Source organism: Lysobacter sp. CA199 (assembly GCF_052078715.1).
In the GTDB taxonomy this organism is placed as follows: Bacteria; Pseudomonadota; Gammaproteobacteria; order Xanthomonadales; family Xanthomonadaceae; genus Lysobacter.
This window is the reverse complement of sequence record NZ_JBQJIL010000008.1, coordinates 67,932-91,574: the sequence shown is the minus strand read 5'-3', so window position 1 is coordinate 91,574 and position 23,643 is coordinate 67,932. Positions and strand designations below refer to the sequence as shown.

At 66.8% G+C, this 23,643-nt stretch carries 19 protein-coding genes and 1 riboswitch; of the genes, 5 read left to right on the top strand and 14 right to left on the bottom strand.

All coding sequences use genetic code 11. From position 1 onward, the window contains the following. Nucleotides 1–65: 65 nt before the first annotated feature. Nucleotides 66–671 carry a hypothetical protein gene (locus tag ACTOWJ_RS15470; protein ID WP_441335526.1) on the bottom strand — a complete coding sequence of 202 codons (606 nt, stop codon included), beginning with the start codon at nucleotides 669–671 and terminating at the stop codon, nucleotides 66–68. Nucleotides 672–728: 57 nt separating this feature from the next. Next, nucleotides 729–2,582: a TonB-dependent vitamin B12 receptor gene (btuB, locus tag ACTOWJ_RS15465; RefSeq protein ID WP_441335780.1), complete on the bottom strand. Its 1,854-nt coding sequence runs from the start codon at nucleotides 2,580–2,582 to the stop codon at nucleotides 729–731. Between the two features lie 169 nt (nucleotides 2,583–2,751). Continuing rightward, a riboswitch (cobalamin riboswitch) is annotated at nucleotides 2,752–2,994 on the bottom strand. 147 nt (nucleotides 2,995–3,141) lie between these two features. Between btuB and ACTOWJ_RS15460 the strand changes: the two genes are divergently transcribed. The 4 genes from ACTOWJ_RS15460 (at nucleotide 3,142) to ACTOWJ_RS15445 (ending at nucleotide 10,007) form a co-directional block, all read left to right on the top strand. Next, a complete protein-coding gene (locus tag ACTOWJ_RS15460) occupies nucleotides 3,142–3,897 on the top strand; it encodes an SDR family oxidoreductase (protein ID WP_441335525.1) in 756 nt (251 codons plus the stop codon). A gap of 324 nt (nucleotides 3,898–4,221) precedes the next feature. Continuing rightward, complete coding sequence (locus ACTOWJ_RS15455) at nucleotides 4,222–6,609, top strand: TonB-dependent receptor plug domain-containing protein (protein WP_441335524.1); 2,388 nt, start codon at nucleotides 4,222–4,224, stop codon at nucleotides 6,607–6,609. A 269-nt stretch (nucleotides 6,610–6,878) separates the two neighbouring features. Next, nucleotides 6,879–8,924, top strand: a complete 2,046-nt coding sequence (locus ACTOWJ_RS15450) for an amidohydrolase family protein (protein ID WP_441335523.1) — start codon at nucleotides 6,879–6,881, stop codon at nucleotides 8,922–8,924. A 324-nt stretch (nucleotides 8,925–9,248) separates the two neighbouring features. Continuing rightward, complete coding sequence (locus ACTOWJ_RS15445; protein ID WP_441335522.1) at nucleotides 9,249–10,007, top strand: carbonic anhydrase; 759 nt, start codon at nucleotides 9,249–9,251, stop codon at nucleotides 10,005–10,007. Between the two features lie 138 nt (nucleotides 10,008–10,145). Here the strand turns inward: ACTOWJ_RS15445 and clpB are convergent, their stop codons facing one another. The 8 genes from clpB to rluD form a co-directional block, all read right to left on the bottom strand. Next, entirely contained in the window at nucleotides 10,146–12,731 is a 2,586-nt protein-coding gene (clpB, locus tag ACTOWJ_RS15440; RefSeq protein ID WP_441335521.1) for an ATP-dependent chaperone ClpB, read from the bottom strand. A gap of 181 nt (nucleotides 12,732–12,912) precedes the next feature. After that, nucleotides 12,913–13,443: a lactoylglutathione lyase gene (gloA, locus tag ACTOWJ_RS15435; protein ID WP_441335520.1), complete on the bottom strand. Its 531-nt coding sequence runs from the start codon at nucleotides 13,441–13,443 to the stop codon at nucleotides 12,913–12,915. A 54-nt stretch (nucleotides 13,444–13,497) separates the two neighbouring features. Continuing rightward, nucleotides 13,498–15,108 (bottom strand): hypothetical protein, encoded by a 1,611-nt coding sequence (locus ACTOWJ_RS15430; RefSeq protein WP_441335519.1) that lies wholly within the window; start codon nucleotides 15,106–15,108, stop codon nucleotides 13,498–13,500. After that, a complete protein-coding gene (locus ACTOWJ_RS15425; protein WP_441335518.1) occupies nucleotides 15,105–15,338 on the bottom strand; it encodes a hypothetical protein in 234 nt (77 codons plus the stop codon). Before ACTOWJ_RS15425 ends, ACTOWJ_RS15430 begins: the two co-directional genes overlap by 4 nt. A 408-nt stretch (nucleotides 15,339–15,746) precedes the next feature. Beyond that, on the bottom strand, nucleotides 15,747–16,439 hold the full coding sequence (locus ACTOWJ_RS15420) for a DUF4166 domain-containing protein (protein WP_441335517.1): 693 nt from the start codon (nucleotides 16,437–16,439) through the stop codon (nucleotides 15,747–15,749). Nucleotides 16,440–16,449: 10 nt separating this feature from the next. After that, nucleotides 16,450–17,271, bottom strand: coding sequence for a hypothetical protein (locus ACTOWJ_RS15415; protein ID WP_441335516.1), 822 nt, complete (start codon nucleotides 17,269–17,271; stop codon nucleotides 16,450–16,452). After that, nucleotides 17,271–18,059, bottom strand: coding sequence for a peptidoglycan editing factor PgeF (gene pgeF, locus ACTOWJ_RS15410; protein ID WP_441335515.1), 789 nt, complete (start codon nucleotides 18,057–18,059; stop codon nucleotides 17,271–17,273). Before pgeF ends, ACTOWJ_RS15415 begins: the two co-directional genes overlap by 1 nt. Further along, a complete protein-coding gene (gene rluD, locus ACTOWJ_RS15405) occupies nucleotides 18,056–19,030 on the bottom strand; it encodes a 23S rRNA pseudouridine(1911/1915/1917) synthase RluD (protein ID WP_441335514.1) in 975 nt (324 codons plus the stop codon). The genes pgeF and rluD overlap by 4 nt, the downstream gene beginning before the upstream one ends. 154 nt (nucleotides 19,031–19,184) lie before the next feature. Here rluD and ACTOWJ_RS15400 point away from each other — a divergent pair, with 154 nt between their 5' ends. Next, nucleotides 19,185–20,096, top strand: a complete 912-nt coding sequence (locus ACTOWJ_RS15400) for an outer membrane protein assembly factor BamD (protein WP_441335513.1) — start codon at nucleotides 19,185–19,187, stop codon at nucleotides 20,094–20,096. Nucleotides 20,097–20,291: 195 nt separating this feature from the next. Here the strand turns inward: ACTOWJ_RS15400 and ACTOWJ_RS15395 are convergent, their stop codons facing one another. The 4 genes from ACTOWJ_RS15395 to sucD all read right to left on the bottom strand — a co-directional run bounded on the left by ACTOWJ_RS15395 (nucleotide 20,292) and on the right by sucD (nucleotide 23,639). Next, on the bottom strand, nucleotides 20,292–21,929 hold the full coding sequence (locus tag ACTOWJ_RS15395; RefSeq protein ID WP_441335512.1) for an NAD+ synthase: 1,638 nt from the start codon (nucleotides 21,927–21,929) through the stop codon (nucleotides 20,292–20,294). A 99-nt stretch (nucleotides 21,930–22,028) separates the two neighbouring features. Next, nucleotides 22,029–22,325, bottom strand: coding sequence for a type II toxin-antitoxin system RelE/ParE family toxin (locus ACTOWJ_RS15390; protein ID WP_441335511.1), 297 nt, complete (start codon nucleotides 22,323–22,325; stop codon nucleotides 22,029–22,031). Beyond that, nucleotides 22,326–22,610, bottom strand: a complete 285-nt coding sequence (locus ACTOWJ_RS15385; RefSeq protein ID WP_441335510.1) for a CopG family ribbon-helix-helix protein — start codon at nucleotides 22,608–22,610, stop codon at nucleotides 22,326–22,328. 153 nt (nucleotides 22,611–22,763) lie between these two features. Continuing rightward, a complete protein-coding gene (sucD, locus tag ACTOWJ_RS15380; RefSeq protein WP_441335509.1) occupies nucleotides 22,764–23,639 on the bottom strand; it encodes a succinate--CoA ligase subunit alpha in 876 nt (291 codons plus the stop codon). Nucleotides 23,640–23,643: the final 4 nt, after the last annotated feature.

The following is a 23,643-nucleotide window of genomic DNA, read 5'->3' as shown; positions in this document are numbered from 1 at the left end:
CTCCTGAATCGAAAGCGCGCCTGTCGAACGCGCGTGCAGCGGAAACGGGCGAGGCGGCCGCGGTCTCAGACCTTGGCCGCCGGCGCGGCGGCAGGCGCGGGCAGGAAACGCACGATCAGCGCATGCACCAGGAACGCGACCGCGATATAGGCGATCGTGGTCCGCACGAACAACGGCCCCCACTGCCACACCCGCGAGACGTACTCGGCCCAGTTCGGATCGGCATAGCGCCCGCCGAACCAATAGAACGCGCCGTTGGAGACCAGGAACGACACACTGGCCGCGACCAGCGCCACGCCCAGCCCGGCGGCGACCGCGCGTCCGCGCGCGGCCATGCGCGGCGCGTACATCCGTCCGGCGTACCACAGCACCGCGTAGGCGACCAACAAGAACGCATACGACGGCGTCACGCAGTAGTGCTGGAAGAAGCTCAGCCCGCGACCGGTGATGGCGATGTAATCGATCGCCACCGCGATGACCAGGAGCCCGGCGAACACCGCGTGCCGGCGCAGATACAGCCCGCCAAGGAAGAACACCGCCATCGAGGCATCCGGCAAGTGCAAGGCGCTGCCGAAATGGTGGAAACGCGTGGCGATCATCAAGGTCAGCGCGACGGCGAACATGCTGATCTTCACGGGCATGGACATCTGGTTCAAAGGCGTCTCGTTCATCGGCGTCTCTCGGTCGGTGCCGGCCGCGCGGGTGCGGCCGGCGTACGCTGCGCGGTATCAGCGGGCGGGACGGTAACGCAGGGTCAGCAGATAGTTGCGGCCGGGCTGATTGTAGAAGGCCGCGGTCTCGTAATGCCGGTCGAACAGGTTATTGGCCGACAACTGCAGGCTCCAGGCCTGGTCGAAGGCGTAACCCAGACGCAGGTCGGTCAGCGCATAACCGCCCAGGCGTCGGGTATTGGCCAGATCGTCGTAGCGCTCGCCCGCGGCGTAAACGCTGGCGCCGAGCGACAGCGCGCTGGCCGCGCCGAGTTCGAAGCGGCGGTCCAGATCGATCCGCGCGCTGCGCCGCGCGCGCCGCGGCAACAGATGGTCGTTGTAGCTGCTGCGGCTGTCGTTGCGCGGATCCAGCCAGGTCGCGCTGGCGCGCAGATCCCACTGCGCCACACGCGTATCGAGCACCGCCTCCACGCCGCGGATGAGCGAGCGGTCGACGTTGCCCGGCAGCCCGATCGAAGCGTCGTAGGCGATCATGTCGTCGATCCGGGTCTGATACGCGTTGACCGACCACACCTGCTTGCGCTGTTCGCCGAAGGTGCCGCGCAGGCCGAGTTCGAAGCTGCGCGAGGTCTCCGGCGACAAGTCCGGATTGCCGTAACCGGGGTAATACAGCTCATTGAAGGTCGGCGCCTTGAACGCGGTACCGTAGCTCGCGGTCACGCGCAGGCGATCGGTGAAATCCCAACCCCACAACACGCTGCCGGTGGTTTGCCCGCCGAACTGGCTGTCGTCGTCGCGACGCAGGCTGGCCTGCAGCGACTGAGCCCCGAAATCGCCCTGCCACTGGCCGAACGCGCCGCGCAGGATGCGGCGATCGCGCGCGTATCGGGTGTTGCTTTCCACTTCGTCGCGCTGCCAATCGAAGCCGCCACTGAATACGTTGGATCCGAAGCTGAAATCCCCCTGCACCGAACCCAGGCGCCGGCGCGTATCGAACGTGCTCGAATACCGGCCGTCCTTGTAGTTGTCGCTCAGGTCCTGGCTCTGACCGGCATTGAAGCTCAGCGCGACGCGATCGCTGGGCCGGTATCCCAGCTTGGCGCCGAACACCTGCTGCACGGTGTCGGCCTGATTGTTCTGGCTGCCGTCGTACTGGTTGTTGCCCTGCGCGCGGAACACCCGCGCTTGCGCGTCCCATCGCTCGTTGAAGCGGTAGCCGCCCTGCGCGGTCAGCGAGCTGTTGCGGTAGCCGTCGCGATCGGGCGAATGGGTGAAGCAGCCCGCGCCGCCCGGCGAGGGTTTGCCGCGGCAGGCGTTGATGCCGTCGGTGTCCTCGTGCGCGGCGTTGATCGAGTACCAGGCGCGCTCGCCCTTGCCGGCGACGCCGGCCGAAGCGCGATGGGTCCGGTTGCTGCCGATCGACGCGCTGAAGTTCGGCACGAACGGACCCTGCGGTCGCCGGGTGAATATCTGGATCACCCCGCCGATGGCCTCGGAACCGTACAGACTGGAGAACGGGCCGCGCACGATCTCCACCCGTTCGATCTGCTCGACCGGAATGTCCTGCAGCGAGGCGCCGCCGCTGGTCGCCGAACCGAGCTTGATGCCGTCGACCAACACCAGCACGTGGTCCGATTCGGTGCCGCGCAAGAACAGCGAAGTGGATTTGCCCGGACCGCCGTTGTTGGCCAGCGAGGCGCCCGGCGTGCCGCGCAGCAGATCCGGCAGCGAGGCCGGCTGCAGGCGCTCGATTTCGGCCCGGTCGATCACCGTGACCGCGGCCAGGGTGGCGTCCTGGGTTTGCGCGGTGCGCGTGGCGGTGACCACCACCTGATCCAGGTCGACCGCGGCCGGCGCGGCCTGCGCCGCGAACATCGCCGACATCAACGCCGCGGACAAACCCGCGCGCATCCGCGGGCCCGCGCCGGTCGCGCGGGAGGAAACGAATTCAACGGACGCAATCACTGGCAAATCTCCAAGGCCGCGCCTCACCCGCGCGGACCAGACAGGGTCGGGACACGCGGAGAGCAGCCAGGAGAGACGCGCAAGCGCACGATCCCCGAGACGCAGGCCCTCCGCCTGTCGGTTCACGCTCTGGGCCGGTCTCCGGGCTCGCGAGCGGAATCGACCGGTCCGATCCTGCGGACCCGATTCCCGAACCGCGCCTTCCCGTGCCTGAGCACAGTGGCCATTGCGGTGCGTTGACTCGCCTACCGTTGCGGGGGCAGCTCCGGCATGAGCGCGTTGGCAGACCAGCGCGCGACCGGATTCCCGTTTCAATCGCCGGACTGTGCCGGCGATCACCTTGAGCGCGGGCATCTTAACAGTGCGTCCGTATGCCAACGCCAGGGTATGGGACTCAAACAGGCATGCGCGCAGGCGTATTGGCACATTTCAGACGCGTCTGATTCATTCTCCCGGGCCGGTCGCGGACGATGCCTGCCATCCCAGCACACCCGAGTCATTCGCCATGAGTGCCCCCGACTTGCGTTTGAGCACCGCCCCGATCGTCCGCAGCGTGGTCATCGGCGCCCAATCCGGGATCGGCCGCGCGGTGTCGGCGCGCCTGTCGCGCCGTCGCGGCGAGCTGATCCTGGCCTGCGGCGACCTGGACCGGCTCGAAGAATCCGCCGAGACCCTGCGCCCTCTGGCCAAGTCGCCGATCCAGACCCACCAGGCTCAGCTCGAAGACCGCGACAGCCTGCGCCGCCTGTTCGACCGGACCGGCCAGATCGATCATCTGGTCATCGCCGCCAGCGCGCCAGCGCCCGGCCGGCCGCTGGCCGAACTGGACCTGGAAGAGGTGCGGCTGGCGTTCGAGCGCAAGCTGTGGGGCTCGATCCAGGCCGTGCAATTGGTCCTGCCCTATCTGAGCAGCCACGGCAGCGTGACCCTGACCAGCGGCATCGTCGCGCGCAAGGCCACTCCGGGCGCGCTGGCCCGGACCGTCATCAACGCCGCGCTGGAGGCCAGCGTCAAGGTCATGGCGCGCGAACTGGCGCCGATGCGGGTCAACGCGGTCAGCCCGGGCCTGACCGACGGCGACGGCTACAGCGGCGTGGAGCCGTTCGCACTGATGTCGATGCTCGCGCGCGCCGGCGAACAGCTTCCGGTCGGCCGCGTCGGCCGCGCCGACGAGATCGCCTCGGCCTATCTGTTCGCGATCGACAACGCCTTCGTCACCGGCACGGTGATCGATGTCGACGGAGGCGCGCTGATCGCCTGACCCCCGCGCGTCGGCCGCCGCGCCGACGCCGCATCCCACCTTCCGGACGCCGGGCTCGCAATCGCCGCGACCCGGCGTTTTTTTGTGCGCGAGCGGCTCAAGTCGGGCTTGAGTCGGGCTTGAGTCGCGCTCGATTGGCGCTCGGGAGCGTGGCTTCCCGGCCGGCGCCGCTGGCACCTTGCGTCTGGCCGATCTGCAAAAACGAGGCGTCTACCACTTTTTGATTACTTGCGTTAGGCCAGATTTGGCAGCTTTATTGACCCACTTGTTATAACCGTGTTAAACCCGGATGACATCGCTGTCAGCCCCCCACCAGGAGTCTTCATGCACGCTCGCCGCACGCTCACCGGACCCCTTCACCCGCTGGCCCTGGGCCTGCTGATCGCATTCGCCGCGCCCGCCGCATTCGCCCAGGACGCCGCGACCGCCCCGCAGGGCGACCCCAAGACCCTGGACCAGGTCATCGTCACCGGCACCCGGGTCAGCGACCGCACCGTCGCCGAATCGACCGCGCCGATCGACATCATCACCCCGGAAACCCTCGAAGCCAGCGGCACCGTCGAGCTGGCCACGGCCCTGGCGCGCGCCCTGCCTTCGCTCAACTTCCCGCGCCCGGCGATCACCGACGGCACCGACGCGGTACGTCCGGCGCAGTTGCGCGGCCTCGCTCCCGATCAAGTGCTGGTGCTGGTCAACGGCAAGCGCCGTCACACCACCGCGCTGATCAACCTCAACGGCAGCCAGGGCCGCGGCTCGTCGCCGGTCGACCTCAACGCGATTCCGATCGCCTCGATCGAACGCGTGGAAGTGCTGCGCGACGGCGCCTCCGCGCAATACGGTTCCGACGCCATCGCCGGCGTGGTCAACATCGTGCTCAAGGGCAGCGACCACGGCGGCAGCATCGCCGCGCGCTACGGCCAATACAGCGCCGGCGACGGCAAGCAGTACCAGCTCTCGGGCGACGCCGGCCTCAAGCTCGGCGAGAACGGCAAGCTGCATCTGGCCGCGCAGGGCGGACACCAGGACCAGACCAACCGCGCGCGCCCGTTCCAGGGCGTGGTCGAACAGCGCTACGGCGATCCCGAGATCGACAGCGGTGCGATTTCCTACAACGGCGAATACAGCCCGGCCGATTACCTGACCTTCTATTCCTTCGGCAGCTACAGCAAGCGCGACGTGCTCTCCAACGGCTATTTCCGCTTCGCCGGCGATCCGCGCAACATCCCGTCGATCTATCCGGGCGGCTTCCTGCCGCAGATCCACAACATCAGCAAGGACCGCGCCGCGGTGATCGGCCTGCGCACCGAAACCGCCGGCGGCACCCAGATCGATTTCAGCTACAACTACGGCCACAACGGCCTGACCTTCGATATCGAAAACACCCTCAACCGCAGCCTGGGTCCGAGCTCGCCGACGCAGTTCTACGCCGGTGCGCTCGAAGTCGCCCAGCACGTGTTGAACCTCGACTTCACCCGCCCGGTCGATTTCGGCTGGCAATACCCGGTGACCTTCGCCTGGGGCGCGGAATGGCGCGGCGAGGAATTCAGCCAGCGCGCCGGCGAACCGCTGTCCTACGCCAACGGCGGCGTGGCGGCGCCCAACGGCCAAGTCATTCCCGGCGCACAGGTGTTCTCCGGTTTCCGCGCCGCCGACGCGGGCGATTTCGACCGCCACAGCTACTCGCTGTACATCGATGCGGAAGCCGACTTCACCGACAAGTTCTCCGCCGGCCTGGCCGCGCGCTACGAGAGCTACAGCGATTTCGGCGACACCACCTCGGGCAAGCTGTCGGCGCGTTACGCCTTCACCGACAAGGTGGCCCTGCGCGCCACCGCTTCGACCGGGTTCCGCGCGCCGTCGTTGCAGCAGCAGTTCTTCCAGTCGATCGCGACCAACTTCATCAGCGGCATCCCGTACGAAATCGGTACCTTCCGGGTCGACAACCCGGCCGCGGTCGCGCTGGGCTCGGAAGCACTGAAGGCCGAGGAATCGACCAACTACAGCCTGGGCGTGGTGCTGCAACCGACCGACGGCTTGTACATCACCATCGACGCGTACCACATCAAGGTCGACGACCGCATTCTGCTGTCGGAAAACCTCACCAGCACCGCGGTGCGCAATTACCTGCAGGCCAACGGCTATCCGGGCATCGGCGGCGGGCGTTACTTCACCAATGCGGTCGACACCAAGACGCAGGGCGTGGATGTCATCGCGACCCAGGCCTGGGATCTTGCGTCGGGTAAGTTCAACCTCACCCTTGGCTACAACTACTCCAAGACCGAGATCGAACACATCGCGCCCAATCCGTCGCGTCTGGCCGCGATCGACCCGAGCGCGGTGCGCATCGGCCGCACCGAGATCGGCCGCATCACCAAGGGCGCGCCGAAGGACAAGTTCTTCCTCGCCGGCGATTGGAAGACCGGCAACTGGTCGTTCAACGCCACCGCCACCCGCTACGGCGAGTTCACCGAGCTGCACCAGACCGATCCGCTGCAGGATCAGACCTTCGGCGCGGACTGGACGCTTGATCTGGCGGCGACCTATCGCTTGAACAACTGGGACTTCACCGTCGGCGGCGACAACGTGCTCAACGAGTATCCCGACGAGCAGAAGCTGGTCCTCGGCACCCGCAACTACCTGCCCTACAACACCGCCTCGCCGTTCGGCTTCAACGGCGCGTTCGCCTACCTCAAGGTGGGCTACAAGTGGTGAGCTGAGCTGCAGCGCACGGCGGAACAAGCGCGCCCTCTCCCGCGTACCGCAGAGGGCTGGGCCGAGTGCCCACGCCGCATGCGATGCCACCTGAGCAAGACCCGACGGCCCGCAACCCGGGCCGTCGCTTTTTCCGTCCTTCCGGCACATCCCCGGACCGTCGGGATCGGCTATATACCAAGCCTGCCGTCGCCCGCATCGGCCAGAGCCGTACCTCCGCACGCAGGCGACGTTTCCCGCACCGCTTCACGCAAAGCCGAGGCCCCGTCATGCGCATGACCGCTCCGCTGTTGCTCTCGCTCGTCCCGCTGTTGCTGTCCCTGGCCGTGTCCGACGCGCTCGCCGCGCCGGGAAAACACGAACACACCGTGCTGATGCAAGGCAAACCCGCGGGCAAACAGAGCGTGGACAACGCCGCCGACGGCAGCGCCACAGCTGAGTATCAATTCAGCGACCGCGGCCGCGGCGATCACATCAACGGCCGTTGGACCCTGGATGCGGCCGGCATCCCGACCCGGTACGACGCCGAGGGCAATAACTATCTGAAGGTTCCGGTCAAGGAACATTTCAGCCTGCAGGGCGGCAAAGCCAGTTGGAAGAACGACAGCGAGCAAGGCGAGAAGACGCTGAGCACGCCCGCATTCTTCCTGCCGCTCAACGCGATTCCGGAAATTCAAGGCGTGCTGGCGCGCGCCCTGCTCAAGGCCCCCGACCGCAAGCTCGCCCTGTTGCCCGCGGGCGAGGCTCGGTTGGAGGAAGGCGGCACCCTGGAAGTGGCGGGCAAAAACGGGCCGCGGACCTTGTCGCTGTATCGCATCTCCGGCCTGGACTACACGCCCGGCTCGGTCTGGCTGGACGCGAACGGCGACACCGCGGCGGTGATCTTCGCCTCGGGCTGGGTCTCGGTGATCGCGCCGGAGTACCAGGACGCGCTGCCCAAGCTGATCGAATTCCAGGAGCGCGCGGGCGCGCAGTGGGCGCTGCGCATGGCGCGCGAACTCACCCACGCGCCCAAGGGCTCGCTGTTGATACGCAACGCGCGACTGTTCGATCCGCGCGACCTCACGGTGACCGCGAATACCAGCGTGCTGATCGAGAACGAACGCATCGTTCGCGTCGCGCCGGACGCCTCGTTGAAAGCGCCGGCGAACGCGGAAGTGTTCGACGCCGGCGATCGCTTCCTGATGCCGGGCCTGTGGGACGTGCACAAGCATTACTCCGACTCCGACGGTGCGATGGACATCGCCAACGGCATCACCAGCAGCCGCGACGTGGCCAACAACACCGACGCGTTCCTGGAAAAGATCAAGCGCTTCGACGCCGGCACCGAGATCGGCCCGCGTGTGCTCGCCGCCGGCTTCATCGACGGCCCCGGCCCCTACGCCGGACCGACCAAGATGCTGGTCGCCACGCCGGAAGAAGCGATCAAGGCCGTGGACTGGTACGCCGACCATGGCTACATGCAGATCAAGAGCTATTCCTCGCTCAAACCCGAGTTGGTGCCGGTGATCGCCGACCGCGCCCACGCGCGCGGCCTGCGTTACAGCGGCCACGTACCGGCGTTCATGTCGGCCAAGCAGTTCATCGAAGCCGGTGCCGACGAACTGCAGCATCTGTTGTTCGTCGAACTCAACTTCATGTACCCGCGCGTGCAGGACACGCATACGATGGCGCGGCTCACCGAAGTCGCCGCGCACGCCGCCGAGTTCCCACCCGAAAAGCCCGAGGTGCGCGAGTTCATCGCCTTCCTCAAGCGCCATCACACCGTGCTCGATCCGACCATGGGCATTGGAGAGGATCTGTTCGCGGGCAATCCGCAGGACAAGACGCCGCCGGGCTTGAAGACCGTCGCCTCGCGGTTGCCGCCGCAGGCCCAGCGCAATCTCAGCTGGGGCGCGCTGAAGGCGCCCAAGGGCGAAGAAGATGCCTATGCGAAATCCTTCCCCGCGATGATGCGCCTGCTCAAGGCCTTGTACGACGCCGGCGTGACCATCATGCCGGGCACCGACGCGCTGGCCGGCTACATGCTGCACTCGGAACTGTCGATCTACGCGCGCGCCGGCATTCCCAACGCCGAAGTGCTGCGCCTGGCGACGCTGACGCCGTCGCAGGTGCTCGGCGTGGACAAGGATCGCGGCGTGATCGCACCGGGCAAGTACGCCGACCTGGTGTTGATCGACGGCGATCCGATCAAGGACATGGAAGACATCCGCAAAGTCGATGCGGTGTTCAAGGGCGGCAAGCGTTTCGATCCGGCGCAGATCGAAAAGGCCTTGGGGATCGTGCCGCGTAAAGGGGCGGGCGGCGGGAAGTAACGCCGGACGCCCTGTTCCGCGGTCGCGGCTTGCGCCGCTCCTACAGACAGCCCATGTAGGAGCGGCGCAAGCCGCGACCGCGACTGACTTCACAACAAAGAGGCCCGCAAGCGCGGGCCTTCTCATTGCCGCCGACCGCGAATCGATCAGGCCTCCGACCAAGCCAGTTCAAGTCGCGCCGGCCGGACGCTTGCCGTTCGTCGCCCCGCCGCGGCGGACGGCGCGGAGCATCACAATTGTTGGGCGACGGCGAACGATTCGCGACGCATGGTGCACCGCATCAAGCAGTAGCGTCTCCACTCCCTCACCCAGGACAACACCACGATGTTGCGATTCCTTCCTCCGGCCGGTGCGCTCGCATTGGCTCTGCTGTGCACTCCCGCCGCGGCCACCGAATGGGGCTACGCCCACGGCACCGAAGGCTGGGGCGCGCTCGATCCCGCATTCGCCGCCTGCTCCTCGGGCAGCCAACAATCGCCGATCGACGTGATTTCCGCGCGTTCGGCCCCGACTACCGCACCGCCGTTGAGTTTCCACTACGCAACCAGCGCCGCATTCTCGATCGACCACCTCGGCCACACCGTGCAGGCGACGGTGCCGGCCGGCAATAGCTTGAGCATCGGCAGCAAGGTCTATCAGCTGGTGCAGTTCCATTTCCACACCCCGAGCGAGAATTTCCTCGACGGCGAGCAATACCCGCTGGAGCTGCATCTGGTGCATCGCGCAAGCGACGACACCCTGGCGGTGGTCGGCGTGTTCTTCGACGAGGGTGCGGCCGATGCGCAACTGCAGAAATTGGTCGCGGTGCTGCCGCACGAAGAAGGCGAGCATGGCAACGTTTCGGCGTTCAACCTGCGCTCGCTGGTGCCGGCCGGACGCATCCATCGCTTCAAGGGCTCGTTGACCACGCCGCCATGCAGCGAGAACGTGTCCTGGCATGTGGTGAGCACGCGTAAATCCGCGTCGCTGCAACAACTAGCGGCGTTCGGCGCGCTGTTCTCCGGCGCTGAGTTCCCGGGCGGCAATCGTCGGCCGGTGCAATCGTTGAACGGCCGCGCCCTGGGCCATCGCAGCGGCGACTGATCGCAAGCCGCGCCGCGGAGCGATCACGCGCGGCGTCGTGCGGGAGCGATGCAGCGCGCGATCCGCATCGGCGCGATCAACGCCAAAAACGAAACGGCCCGCAGATGCGGGCCGTTTCGTCAGCGCGGACGCAACGCGTCAAGCCTTGCGGAACACCAAGTGCCCCGCCTCGGCCTCGACCTGGATCGTATCGCCGCTGACGAACCCGCCGCTGAGGATCCTCGAAGCCAGCGGATTCTCCAACTGCTGCTGCACCGCGCGCTTGAGCGGCCGCGCGCCGTAAACCGGGTCGAAACCGACGTTGCCGATCAGGTTCAGCGCCGCCTCCGACAACACCAGCTTCAAGCCGCGTTCGGCCAGGCGCTTGTCCAGACCGTGCAGCTGGATCTTGGCGATTTCGCGAATCTGACTCTTGTCGAGCGGATGGAACACCACGATGTCGTCGAGCCGGTTGATGAACTCCGGACGGAAGTGCGCCTGCACCACGCCCATCACCGCGGCCTTCATCTGGGTATAGCTTTCCGGGGTATCGTCGGAATTCAGTTCCTGGATCATCTGCGAGCCCAGGTTCGAGGTCATCACGATCACGGTATTGCGGAAATCCACCGTGCGCCCCTGGCCGTCGGTCAGACGGCCGTCGTCGAGCACCTGCAACAGGATGTTGAACACGTCCGGATGCGCCTTCTCGACCTCGTCGAGCAAGATCACGCTGTACGGACGGCGGCGCACCGCTTCGGTGAGATAGCCGCCCTCTTCGTAGCCGACATAGCCCGGAGGCGCGCCGACCAGGCGGCTGACCGCGTGCTTCTCCATGAACTCGCTCATGTCGATGCGGATCATCGCATCCGAAGAGTCGAACAGGAATTCGGCCAGCGCCTTGCACAGTTCGGTCTTGCCCACGCCGGTCGGGCCGAGGAACAGGAACGAACCGCTCGGACGATTGGGATCGGACAAGCCCGCGCGCGAACGCCGCACCGCGTCGGACACCACCCGCACCGCTTCGTCCTGGCCGACCACGCGCGCATGCAGGGCCTGTTCCATCTTCAGCAGCTTGTCGCGCTCGCCTTCGAGCATCTTCGACACCGGGATGCCGGTCCAGCGCGCGACCACCTCGGCGATCTCCTCGGCGGTGACCTTATCCTGCAACAGCGTGAAACCCTTGGTTTCGACTTCCTGCGCGGCCCTGAGCTGCTTTTCCAGCTCGGGCATGCGGCCGTACTGGATCTCGCTCATGCGCGCGAAATCCTGCGTGCGCTGCGCGGCTTCCAGATCGAGCTTGGCCTGTTCGATCTGCTCCTTGACCCTGGTCGCGCCCTGCAAGGTCGCTTTCTCGGCCTTCCAGATTTCTTCCAGGTCGTTGAACTCGCGCTCCAGCACGGCGATCTCGGCTTCCAGATCGGCCAGACGTTGCTTGGATTCGGCGTCCTTCTCCTTCTTCAGCGCTTCGCGCTGGATCTTGAGCTGGATCAGCCGGCGTTCCTTGCGGTCGAGCTCTTCAGGCTTGGAGTCGATCTCCATGCGGATGCGCGAGGCGGCCTCGTCCATCAGGTCGATGGCCTTGTCGGGCAGTTGCCGGTCGGCGATATAGCGATGCGACAAGGTCGCCGCGGCGACGATCGCCGGATCGGTGATCTCCACGCCGTGGTGCACCGCGTAGCGCTCCTTCAAGCCGCGCAGGATCGCGATGGTGTCTTCCACCGTCGGCTCGCCAACGAAGACCTTCTGGAAGCGGCGTTCCAGCGCGGCGTCCTTTTCCACGTACTTGCGATACTCGTCGAGCGTGGTCGCGCCGATGCAATGCAGTTCGCCGCGCGCGAGCGCCGGCTTGAGCATGTTGCCGGCGTCCATCGCGCCTTCGGCCTTGCCGGCGCCTACCATGGTGTGCAGTTCGTCGATGAACAAGATCACCTGGCCTTCGTTCTTGGCCAGATCGTTGAGCACGGCCTTGAGCCGCTCCTCGAACTCGCCGCGGAACTTGGCGCCGGCGATCAGCGCGCCCATGTCGAGCGAGAGCACGCGCTTGCCGCGCAGGCCCTCGGGCACTTCATTGTTGATGATGCGCTGGGCCAGACCTTCGGCGATCGCGGTCTTGCCGACGCCGGGTTCGCCGATCAGCACCGGATTGTTCTTGGTCCGGCGCTGCAACACCTGGATGGTGCGGCGAATCTCTTCATCGCGGCCGATCACCGGATCGAGCTTGCCCGATTCGGCGCGCGCGGTCAGGTCGATGCAGTACTTTTCCAGCGCCTGGCGCTGTTCTTCGGCGTTTTCCGATTGCACGCTCTCGCCCCCACGCAGTTTATCGATGGCCGGTTCCAATTTGGCCTTGGCGGCGCCGGCGGCCTTGAGCGCGCGGCCGGCGTCGCCGCCGTCCTCGAGCGCGGCGAGCAGGAACAGTTCGCTGGCGATGAAGGCATCGCCGCGCTGCTGGGCCAGTTTGTCGGTGACGTTGAGCAGGCGCGCCAGATCGTTGCCGACCGAGACGTTGCCGGCCTGGCCCGACACCTTGGGCAGTTTTTCCAGCGCCTCGCCCAGGCGCTCGCGCAGCAGCGGCACATTGACGCCGGCCTGAGACAGCAGCGGCTTGGTGCTGCCGCCGCTCTGGTCGAGCAAGGCGGTCAGCAGATGCGCCGGTTCGATGAGACTGTGATCGCGCCCGACCGCCAGCGATTGCGCATCCGACAGGGCCTGTTGGAAGCGCGAGGTGAGCTTGTCCATCCGCATGGAGGGTTCTCCGAAAGGTGTGGCGGCCGGGCGAGAGTGTCGCGCGTGGGCCGCGAATGACCTGTCAATGCGGGTTGGGGCGCAATCTTTCAAGCGAGCGCGGGCTATGGCCTCCTTTGCAAAGGGGGAACTGCTGGCGCTGTGGCTTGGGGATTCGCCGGGGAAGCGGTGCGGCGGAAACTCAGACCCGCGAAGTCGGCTGCAAAATCTCGACCCAATACCCGTCCGGATCCTTGATGAAGGCGATGTCCTTCATCCGGCCGTCGGTGAGCTTCTTCTGGAACGTCACGCCGAGGGCTTCGAAACGCGCGCAGGCGGCTTCGACGTCGGGCACCGATACGCAGATATGGCCGAAGCCGCGCGGTTCGCTGTTGCCATGGTGATAGCCGAAGTCCACGTCGTCCTCGGTGCCGTGGTTATGGGTCAACTCCAGCACGCCGCGCTGGCTCAACAACCATTCGCCGCGCGCCGGTTCTTCCGCGGGAATCTGCGTCGGATCGTTCACCAGCACCAGGAAGTACAAGCTGAACTTGGCTTCGGCGAAATCGCGCTTGCGCACCAGGGTGAAGCCGAGCACGCGGGTGTAGAAATCCAGCGAGGCCCCAGGATCCTTGATCCGCAGCATGGTGTGGTTGAACACGAAGTCGCGGGTCGCCGCTTCCGGTTGCGCGGTCACGCCGGGCACGGCGTTGAGTTCGTTCTGCAGGGACATGGCGTGGGCCGGTGATAAGGGGAATGCAGGATTTAGGGGCGCGGCGCCGCGGTCTCAAGCCTGCGGCGGCGCCGCCGGTACCGGATCGCGCTGGAACGACAGCAACACCAGCAACAACGCCAGGCCGATGTAGGCGCCGATGAACTGCCAGGCGATGGTGCGCTGCAGCCCTTCCAGCGCCCAGGGCAGGTACACGCCGCCGCGCGGATCGACCGAGTGGATGATGCCGAACAACGCCAATACCGCGCCGGCAAGCAGGAACCCGGCGGCCCGGCGCAGGCGGCCGTCCACCATCGCCGCGACCGCCGAGGTCCAGATCATCGAGGTCATGATGAAACCGTTGCCCAAGGTCACGATCACCGCCAGTTCCGGCAGGCCGTGGCCGTCGAGCGCGCTCATCAGCTGAGCATGGTGATCCGGCGCGATCCAGCCCGGATTGCCGGTCTTGATCGCGAGCATGTAGGCCACCGACGGCAGGAAGCCGAACACCATCGCGGTGGCGTGCCTGCTCGGCGTGGCCTGGAAGGCCTGGGTGGTGATGTCGAGCGCGACGTAGACAATGATCGGCGCCAGCACTGCCAGCGGCAGCCACTGCACCAGGCCGGAGACGATGCCGAGAATGCCGCCCAGGCCGATGAACAAACCGGTCAACAAGGTGTAACCGCTGCGCGCGCCCATGTGCTTGTAGGCCGGCTGGCCGATGTAAGGCGTGGTCTGGGCGACGCCGCCGACAAAACCGGCGACCAAGGTAGAGAACGCCTCCGCCAGCAAGATATCGCGCGTCCGATAATCATCGCCAGCCGCGCGCGCGCTTTCGCTGACGTTGATGCCGCCGACCACCATGAGCAGCCCGAATGGCAGCAGCAGCGGCAAGTACGGCACGGTATAGGGCAAGCCGTCGAGGAAGCCCAGGGTCGGCAGCGGCAGGACGAAGTTCAACGGCTGCGCGGTCGGGAAGGTAAAGCCCGGCGCGCCCAAGCCGAGCGCGCCGAAGCCGTAGAACAACGCGGTCCCGAACACGAACGCGACGAACACACCCGGCAACTTCACCGGCAGCCGCCCTTTCGCGATCAGAACGTACAGCAACAGCCCCAACGTCATGAACCCGACCATCGGCGAACGCAAGGTTTCGATCAGCGGCAAGAAGCCCATCAACACCAGCGCCACGCCTGCGATCGAACCGAGCAGACCCGCGCGCGGAATCAACCGCGTCACCGCATCGCCGGCGAACGACAGCACGAACTTGAGCAAGCCCATCACGATCAGCGAGGCCATGCCGAGCTGCCAGGTCGCGGTCGCCGCGGCCTGCTCATCCATGCCGGCCTGTTTGAAGCCGACGAAGGCCGGACCGAGCACGAGCAAGGCCATGCCGATGCTGGTCGGCGCGTCCAGGCCCAGCGGCATCGCGGTGACGTCGTCGCGGCCGGTTTTCGCCGCCAGCCGTCGCGCCATCCAGGTGTAGATCAGATTGCCGACCAGCACGCCGAAGGCGGTGCCGGGAAACATGCGCGTGTAGATCACCTCGGCCGGGAAGCCGAAGATGCCGATCAACGCCGCGGAGATGAAGCCGAGGATGGACAGGTTGTCCACCACCAGACCGAAGAAGCCGTTGAGGTCCCCGGCGACGAACCACGAGCGCCGCTTCTGTAAGCTATCGACGTTCACCAGCCGCGTCCCCCGTCCGAACCAAAAGCCGGGACCGCCCGATCAAAAACCAAGACGAACCAGCCGCGTCCTCCGTCCGAACCGAAAGCCGGGACCGCCCGATCAAAAACCAAGGCGAACCAGCCGCGTCCCCCGTTATTCGCGCCGCCAACAAGAAACCCAAGACCCGCCAGCTGCGTGGCCGCGCAGTCTGGGCGCAACGGCGAGGAAAACAAATCGAAGACGCTCATGGGCCGTACTCGGGATGTGGGATGCGGGAATGGGCGCATCCTTGCCGGGTGGAACCCGCGGTCCGTGCGGGGTTGGGCGAACAGGGTCGTGATTCGGATGGCGCCATGGACGACGTTGCGACACGAGATTCGATTGAGCGAGGCTCTTGGTCGGGTTCGCGGTCGGTGGGAATTTGCGGGCGCGGCTTGCGCCGCTCCTACATGGGCTATCTGTAGGAGCGGCGCAAGCCGCGACCACGTCCTGTACGCCGCAACGTCGTTTCGATCTCGACGAAATCCCTAAAAATCCGCGGAATTCGCAGTTTAGACGACGTCCGTGCGCAGCATAGAACGCCACGCCCTCCCGCGCACCCGCGATACGGAAACGCAGCAGTCCAAAACCCGCATGCAAACGGCCCCTACGACGCTTCAGCCCTCGACATCCAGCCAACCGCGGTAATGCACCAGCAACCCGATTCCCGGCAACGCCGCGCGCACATCGAAGCGATAACGCCCGTCGCGCTCGAACTCGCGCGCATGCACGCCGCCGAACCAACCCAGCGGCAGCGGCAAGCCGAGCGCGCGCACGCGGACCAGCCGCCAGGTCAAGCCGGGGTCGGATGCGATCTCGTGCAAGGTTTCGCCCGACGATGAATAGACCGCGCCGCCCGCGCCCGCAGACGACACCGCGACCGCCTCGCCGCTGTGCAACGACTGCATGCCCGAGGGCGCCGGCTGGGAAACCTCGCCGGCCAGTTCGAGCGCGAACGCGAACCGCATCGGTCCCAAGCGCTCGAACACCAGACCGTCGCCTCCGACCAGTCGCGAACGCATCGTCGATTTGCCGAAGCGTCGGATCCAGGTTTCGCCGCGCACGCCTGCGTCGATCTCCACTTCGATCGGCCCGGTATACGCCTTGGGCAAGCCGGCGATGCGCGCGAACACGCGCGAGCACAGACCTTCGCCGCGTTCGGCCTCGACCTCGCCGTGGTATCGCTGGCGACCGCCGCGCCCATGCAACAGGCGCAAAGTCCGCGGCATGAACATGAAGCGCACGCCGAGCACGCGCGGATACAAGCCCTCACGCGCGCTCAGTTGCGCCGGCGTCGGAACGTTCTTCATCGCTCGCCCCTTACAACCCGCTCAGATCGGCCGGCACCGCATACTCGCGGCCGTCGAAGGACAGCCGCACGCTGCGCTTTTTGCGAGCGCCCGGCACGTCCGCGCATTCCTTTCCTTCCACTACATTGCGCCGGGTGTCCTCGACGCTGCTGACCAGCAGGCCGGCGTAGCCGTGATCGCGCTTGGCGTCGATCGCGACGGTGCGCTTGGCGCTCTCGAACTCGCCGGCGCATTGGGTGTCCCATTCGCCGCGCTCGCGCGACACTTCCAGCTTGCGCAGCACCGGCCGCAACGTGCCGCCGCTGGCCGCGTACAGGTTCATCACGGTGCTGCCGTAGGGATTGGGGCGCGAAGATCCGCTGTAATCGATGCGCACGCCGAAAGCGGTGGCGCTCTCGTTGAGGAGGTAACGCGCGGTGTCCAGCGTGACCGAGCTGATCCGGATCGCATCGGAGGTCAACGCCCCGTTCTCTCGGTAGCGCTGCAGAATGCGCGGCCGCGCCGAATCGACGACCAACACTTCCAGATCGGCGGTTTCCGCATCCTGACCGCTGGCGGCTTCATGGCGCAGACGCACCGCGAGCAGCGTCTTGTCCGGCGAGGCCGGCCAGACCTTGCAGGCCACGTCTTCGAGTCGGATCCAGCGCGGTTGCGCGCCGGCGGTGCGCAGCGATTCGCCGTCGTCGCCGGCTACGGTTTTCGCGCCGGGATAGGCGGCTTTCAACACGTCGTACAGACGCGACTCGCAATCCATCGCGGCGGCGTCGGCGCTGAACGAAGCGGCGAGGAATAAAGACAGGGACAGGACCGTCCGTTGGGCCGTGGTTCGCATCAGTCCATCCAAATGAGAGTCGCCATGCGGCCGGTGCGTCGGTCGCGGCGGTGGGAATAGAAACGGCCGGGCTCAGCGATCGTGCACAACCCGCCGCCGTGAACATGATCGGCGCGCAGGCCGGACTTCGCCAGCCGCAATCGGGCCAAGGCGTACAGATCGACGAGCCAATGGCCGGGACGCGTGGCGACGAAGGCCGCGTCCGCGGCCGGATCGCGCGAAAGGAACGCATCGCGCACTTCCGCGCCGATTTCATAATGGCTCGGCCCGGCCGCCGGGCCGAGCCAGGCATGCAGGCGATCGGGCACGGTGCGCATCGCCGCGACCGTCGCTTCCAACACGCCGTCGGCCAATCCGCGCCAACCCGCGTGCGCGGCGCCGACTTCGCTGCCGTCGTGCGCGGCGAACAGCACCGGCAGACAATCGGCGGTGAGGATGGCCAGCACCACGCCGCCCTCGGAGGCGACCGAAGCGTCGGCCTCGGGTTCGTCGTCGCCGGTCGCCGTGCCTGAGCTCGCCGCATCGAAACGGATCACTCCGGCGCCGTGCACCTGATGCAGCCAGCGCGGCGGCGACGGCAGCGCGGCGCGTTCGGCCAGCAGCTCGCGATTGCGCGCGACCGCGGCCGGATCGTCGCGATCCGCGCCGTAACGCGTGCCGAGATTGAAACGATCGAACGGCGCCTGCGATACGCCCAGGCCGCCGCGCACGGTGGTGAAACCGTGCACCGACGCCGGCAGCGGCCAGTCCGCGGCGATCCACGGCGCGGCGTCGGGTTGTGCGCTCATCGGCCGGCGTCCGCCGCCGCGCGCGAGTCGTCGCGCAATTCGCCGACCAGATGCTGCATGTCGGCTGGCACCGCGGCGGTGCAGCGCACCGGCTCGCCGCTGACCGGATGGGCAAACTCCAAGGTCTCGGCATGCAGGGCCTGGCGCTTGAAGCCGCGCAGCGCTTCCACCAGACCGTCGGTCGCGCCCTTGGGCAGCTTGAGCGGGCCACCGTACAGCGGGTCGCCGACGATCGGGTGCTTGAGGTGCTGCATGTGCACGCGGATCTGATGGGTGCGGCCGGTTTCCAGGCGGCATTCCAGCAGGGTATGGGCGCGGAAGCGCTCGCGCAGGCGGTAATGGGTGACTGCGTCCTTACCGTCGTCGCGCACGCCCATGCGCAGGCGATCGCGCGGGTGACGGTCGATCGGCGCGTTGGCGGTACCGCCGGAGACCAACGCGCCGACCACCACGGCCAGGTACTGGCGGTGGACTTCGCGCGCGGACAGCTGATCGACCAGCGAGGTGTGCGCCGGCAAGGTGCGGGCCACCACCATCACTCCCGAGGTGTCCTTGTCCAGGCGATGGACGATACCGGCGCGCGGCAGCGCGGCCAGCGAGGGATCGTGGTGCAGCAAGGCGTTGACCAGGGTGCCGGCCGGATTGCCGGCGCCGGGGTGCACGACCAGCCCGGCCGGCTTGTCCAGGACGATCACCTCGGCGTCCTCATAGAGGATGTCGAGGGCGATGTTCTCGGCTTCGGCGTGGGTCTGGGTGTCCAGGACCACGTTCAGCTCGACGCTCTCGCCGCCGCGGACCGGGTCGCGCGGACGCACCTGCTCGCCGTTCAGGCGGGCGTCGCCGCTCTTGATCCAAGCCGCCAGCCGCGATCGCGAATAGTCGGGAAACAGCTCGGCGAGGACCGCATCGAAGCGGCGGCCGGCCGCGCTGTCGGGCACGGTGGCGATCAGGGTCTGGCGGGGGTCGCTCATCAGGGTCGGGTCTATGGGATCTGTGCAAGGGGGTGGAACGGCGGCCCGAGCGGAGCGGCGGGCCGGCGAGCGAAGTACGGGATCGGTTAAGGGGGCCGACCCGCGGACTGCTATTATCGGCTCTTCGTGCCTCCGGCGCCCGTCGATGCCTGCCATGACTGTACGTTCCGCCCCGTCCCGCGCTGATTTGTCCCGTATGACTCGCCTGTTCTGCCTGTTGCTGCTGGTCGCCGTCGCCGCCACCGGCTGCAAGAGCGTCGGCAAGATGTTCAAGAAGGACAAGGACGCGGACGAAGGCCAGCCGGTCGAGGCCATCTACGAGAAAGCCCACAAGTCGATGACCAACGGCAACTGGGCTTCGGCCGAGGTCAGCTTCAAGCGCCTGGTCGCCCAGTACCCGTACGGCCCCTACACCGAGCAGGCGCTGATCGAGACCGCCTACGCTCAGTACAAGTCGGGCAAGCACGACGACGCGGTCAGCAGCATCGACCGTTTCATCCGCACCTACCCGACCCACCGCAACATCGCCTATCTGTACTACCTGCGCGGGCTGGTGAATTCCAGTCGCGACACGGTGTTCCTGCAGAAGGTCTGGCGCCTGGACGTGAGCCGCCGCGACCTGGCGACGCCGATGCAGGCCTACAACGATTTCCTGATCGTGGCCGAACGCTATCCCAACAGCCGCTACGCCGAGGATTCGCGCAAGCGCATGATGGTGCTGCGCGACACCTTCGCCCGTCATGAGCTGGACGTGTCGCTGTACTACCTGCGCCGCACCGCCCTCGTGGCCGCGGTCGATCGCGCCAAGTACCTGCTCGAAACCTACCCGCAGAGCCGTTACCAGAACGACGCGGTGGCGGTGCTGCTCAAGGCCTACGAGGGCCTGGACAACCCGACCCTCGCCGCCGACGCCAAGCGCGTGCTGCAGCAGAACGACGCCGGCCATCCGGCGCTGACCGGCAAGTGGCCGGACTACCCGAGCAACCTGCGCAAGCTCAACCCGTTCGCGGGCGAGAAGTCGGCGGTGGACAACCGCGACCGGGACGAGGCCAAGCGCAAGCAGTAAGCGCCCGGTTCGAATCGCAAAACTGAAAACGCCGCCCCAAGGGCGGCGTTTTTTGTTGCTGACGATCGCGACGCAGGTCCGGCCGCCCCCTGTAGGAGCGGCGCAAGCCGCGACCGCAACATCGCGCATACGCCGTAACTGTGATGTCGCGGTCGCGGCTCGCGCCGCTCCTACAGGGAGGTACGGATCAGAACGTCATGCCGAATAGCCGTTGCTGATCGGATAGCGCCGCTCGCGCCCGAACGCGCGCCGCGACACCTTGGGCCCCGGCGCGGCCTGGTGCCGCTTCCATTCGCTGATCCGCACCAGCCGCAGCACCCGCTCCACCGTCGCCGGATCGAAGCCGGCGTTGATGATTTCGTCGCGTGACTGCTCCTGATCGACATGGCGAAGCAGGATCGCATCGAGTACGTCGTAGGGCGGCAGCGAATCCTGGTCCTTCTGGTTCTCGCGCAACTCCGCCGACGGCGGGCGATCGATCACCGCCCACGGAATCACCGGCGCGCCGGCGATGGCGTTGCGCCAGCGCGCCAACGCGAACACCTCGGTCTTGTACAGATCCTTGATCGGCGCGTAGCCGCCGCACATATCGCCGTAGATGGTCGCGTAACCGACCGCGTACTCGCTCTTGTTGCCGGTGGTCAGCAGCAGACCGCCGAACTTGTTGCTCATCGCCATCAGCAGCGCGCCGCGGGTGCGCGACTGCAGATTCTCCTCGGTCACGTCAACCGGCTTGCCGGCGAAGGTTTCGGCCAGCGTGTCCAGATAGCCCTGGAACGGCTTCTCGATCGGCAAGGCCAGCAGACGCACGCCCTGGCGCGCGCATTGCTCGGCGGCGAGGTCGTTGGACAGGTCGGCGGTGTAGCGCGAGGGCATGCGCACCGCGACCACGTTCTGCGGCCCCAACGCGTCGACCGCGATGGCCATGACCAGGGACGAGTCGATACCGCCCGACAGCCCCAGCCATACCTTTTCGAAGCCGTTCTTGCGGCAGTAATCGCGCGTGCCGCGCACCACCGCGCGCCAGGCCAGCGCATCGCGCCCTTCGTCGTGCTCGCTGGGCCACGACACCGGCGTGAAGCGGCGCGTGGCGCCGTCGTAATCTGCGATCAGCCAATGGTCTTCGAACGCGGCCGCGGCCTGATGCACGTTGCCGTCGCCGTCGGCGAGCACCGAGGCGCCGTCGAACACCAGCGCGTCCTGGCCGCCGACCACATTGAGATACGCCAGCGCCACGCCGGTTTCTTGCGTGCGCAGCGCCAGCAGCGCGTCGCGCTGGGCGTGCTTGTCGCGTTCGAACGGCGAGGCGTTGGGCACCAGCACCAGACTCGCACCGGCCTGCGCCGTCGCCGCCAGCGGCTCGGCGAACCACAGGTCTTCGCAGATCACCACGCCGACCGGCACGCCCTTGACCTCGAACACGCAGGCCTCGCCGTCGGGATCGACGTCGAAATAGCGGCGCTCGTCGAACACCGCATAGTTGGGCAATTCGCGCTTGCGGTAAGTCGCCTCGACCCGGCCGCCGCGCAGCACGCTGGCGGCGTTGTAGACCACCGCGCCGGCCGCCTGCGGCCAGCCGACCACCGCGACGATGCCGTGCGCCGCGCCGGCGATGCGCTCCAGCGCGGCTTGGCAGTCGGCCAGGAAACTCGGCCGCAGCAACAGGTCTTCCGGCGGATAGCCGCTGACCGCCAGTTCGGGGAACAGCACCATGTCGGCGCCGTGCTCGTCGCGCGCCTGCGCGATCATCGCCGCGATGCGTTCGGCGTTCTTTTCGACCGCGCCGACGGGGAAGTCGAATTGGGCCAGGGCGATGCGAAGCGTTGCGGACATGCGCGAATTACTCGTTGAATGCGGACAATGACTTCGGGACAGGCGCGCCTGGAGCCGGCTCCGGCCCGGGCCGCGCGAAACCGGTACGGGACCTACGAACTACAGCCGCACATAGCCGGCTTCCTTCTGCGCGCGGATCGCCAATACGAAGACGGTCTCGATCGCTTGCACATAGCGGTACAACGCCACGTAACCCCTTGTGTCCTGGCCGACGATCAGTTCGCGCAAGTCCGAATCCGTGCTTCGACCGATCAACGGGTTGTCGGCAAGCACATCCAGAGCGTTGACGATCCCTTCGATGCGCGAGCCGGTTTCGGCGACCTCGTGCTCGAGCAAGTGGTCGATGATCCGATCGAAATCTTCCAGCACTTCGGGGGCGAACTCGATCCTGGCCATTCAACCCGCCGGTTTTTTCGGCTTCGGCGCCGCGGCCGGCCGGCCGGCGGCACGCGCTTGCAAGTAGCTGCGCATGTCCGACCAGCCGATCATCTCGCCGGTGGCGACGATCCGCGCGTAACGCTGCTCGGCCTGATCGTGCATTTGATCGCGGTGTTCCTGGGCTTCGGCCTTCTCGGCAATCGCCTCGAGGATAAAGCCGTGCGGCGTCGTGCCGGCGCGTTCGGCGGCCCGCGCCACGCGGGTTTTGAGTTCTTCGGTCAGGCGGATGGTCGTGGTGGACATGGCATCCTCGATTGCGATCGCGATGGGGCCAGGCCAGTGTAGCACAAAAGTGCTACAGCCACGAAGGGCGCTGCGCGAAGCAAAAAAAAGCCGCCCGGAGGCGGCTTCTTTGGTCGTTCAATGCAGCATCGCGCTCAACTGCATCGCGCCGGCTTACTTCGCCAAGCGCTTGGCGATCGCCGCGCCCAGGTCGCCCGGCGACTTGACCGTGGTGACGCCGGCCTTTTCCATCGCCGCGAACTTGCCTTCGGCCGTGCCCTGACCGCCCGAGGCGATCGCGCCGGCGTGGCCCATGCGCTTGCCCTTCGGCGCCGAGGCGCCGGCGATGAAGCCGACCACCGGCTTGGTGACGTACTGAGCGATGAACTCGGCCGCTTCTTCCTCGGCCGAACCGCCGATTTCGCCGACCATGATGATGCCTTCGGTCTGCGGATCGTCCTGGAACCACTTCAGCGCGTCGATGAAGTTGGTGCCGTTGATCGGGTCGCCGCCGATGCCGATGCAGGTCGACTGGCCCAGGCCCACGTCGGTGGTCTGCTTGACCGCTTCATAGGTCAGCGTGCCCGAACGCGAGACGATGCCGATCTTGCCCGGCTTGTGGATGTGGCCCGGCATGATGCCGATCTTGCACTCGCCCGGGGTGATGACGCCGGGGCAGTTCGGACCGACCAGAACCACGTCCTCAAAACCGTTGAGGGTGTTCTTCACGCGCAGCATGTCCAGCACCGGAATGCCTTCGGTGATGCACACGATGACCTTGATGCCGGCGTCGGCCGCTTCCAGGATCGCATCGGCCGCGAACGGCGGCGGCACGTAGATCACCGAGGCGTCGGCGCCGGTCTCTTCGACTGCGTCGCGCACGGTGTTGAAGACCGGCAGGCCCAGATGCTGGGTGCCGCCCTTGCCCGGGGTCACGCCGCCGACGACCTTGGTGCCGTACTCGAGCATCTGTTCGGCGTGGAAGGTGCCCTGCGAGCCGGTGAAGCCCTGCACGATGACCTTGGTGTTCTTATTGATCAAAACGGACATGTCA

Bases quoted from the DNA above. Each gene is read 5' to 3' on its own strand.
- ACTOWJ_RS15420 (WP_441335517.1), bottom strand. From the start codon at position 16,439: ATGAAGAACGTTCCGACGCCGGCGCAACTGAGCGCGCGTGAGGGCTTG.
- ACTOWJ_RS15395 (WP_441335512.1), bottom strand. From the start codon at position 21,929: ATGTCCGCAACGCTTCGCATCGCCCTGGCCCAATTCGACTTCCCCGTC.
- ACTOWJ_RS15425 (WP_441335518.1), bottom strand. From the start codon at position 15,338: ATGAGCGTCTTCGATTTGTTTTCCTCGCCGTTGCGCCCAGACTGCGCG.
- ACTOWJ_RS15385 (WP_441335510.1), bottom strand. From the start codon at position 22,610: ATGTCCACCACGACCATCCGCCTGACCGAAGAACTCAAAACCCGCGTG.
- gloA (WP_441335520.1), bottom strand. From the start codon at position 13,443: ATGTCCCTGCAGAACGAACTCAACGCCGTGCCCGGCGTGACCGCGCAA.
- sucD (WP_441335509.1), bottom strand. From the start codon at position 23,639: ATGTCCGTTTTGATCAATAAGAACACCAAGGTCATCGTGCAGGGCTTC.
- clpB (WP_441335521.1), bottom strand. From the start codon at position 12,731: ATGCGGATGGACAAGCTCACCTCGCGCTTCCAACAGGCCCTGTCGGAT.
- btuB (WP_441335780.1), bottom strand. From the start codon at position 2,582: ATGCGCGCGGGTTTGTCCGCGGCGTTGATGTCGGCGATGTTCGCGGCG.
- ACTOWJ_RS15450 (WP_441335523.1), top strand. From the start codon at position 6,879: ATGCGCATGACCGCTCCGCTGTTGCTCTCGCTCGTCCCGCTGTTGCTG.
- pgeF (WP_441335515.1), bottom strand. From the start codon at position 18,059: ATGAGCGCACAACCCGACGCCGCGCCGTGGATCGCCGCGGACTGGCCG.
- ACTOWJ_RS15390 (WP_441335511.1), bottom strand. From the start codon at position 22,325: ATGGCCAGGATCGAGTTCGCCCCCGAAGTGCTGGAAGATTTCGATCGG.
- rluD (WP_441335514.1), bottom strand. From the start codon at position 19,030: ATGAGCGACCCCCGCCAGACCCTGATCGCCACCGTGCCCGACAGCGCG.
- ACTOWJ_RS15455 (WP_441335524.1), top strand. From the start codon at position 4,222: ATGCACGCTCGCCGCACGCTCACCGGACCCCTTCACCCGCTGGCCCTG.
- ACTOWJ_RS15460 (WP_441335525.1), top strand. From the start codon at position 3,142: ATGAGTGCCCCCGACTTGCGTTTGAGCACCGCCCCGATCGTCCGCAGC.
- ACTOWJ_RS15445 (WP_441335522.1), top strand. From the start codon at position 9,249: ATGTTGCGATTCCTTCCTCCGGCCGGTGCGCTCGCATTGGCTCTGCTG.
- ACTOWJ_RS15415 (WP_441335516.1), bottom strand. From the start codon at position 17,271: ATGCGAACCACGGCCCAACGGACGGTCCTGTCCCTGTCTTTATTCCTC.
- ACTOWJ_RS15400 (WP_441335513.1), top strand. From the start codon at position 19,185: ATGACTGTACGTTCCGCCCCGTCCCGCGCTGATTTGTCCCGTATGACT.
- ACTOWJ_RS15470 (WP_441335526.1), bottom strand. From the start codon at position 671: ATGAACGAGACGCCTTTGAACCAGATGTCCATGCCCGTGAAGATCAGC.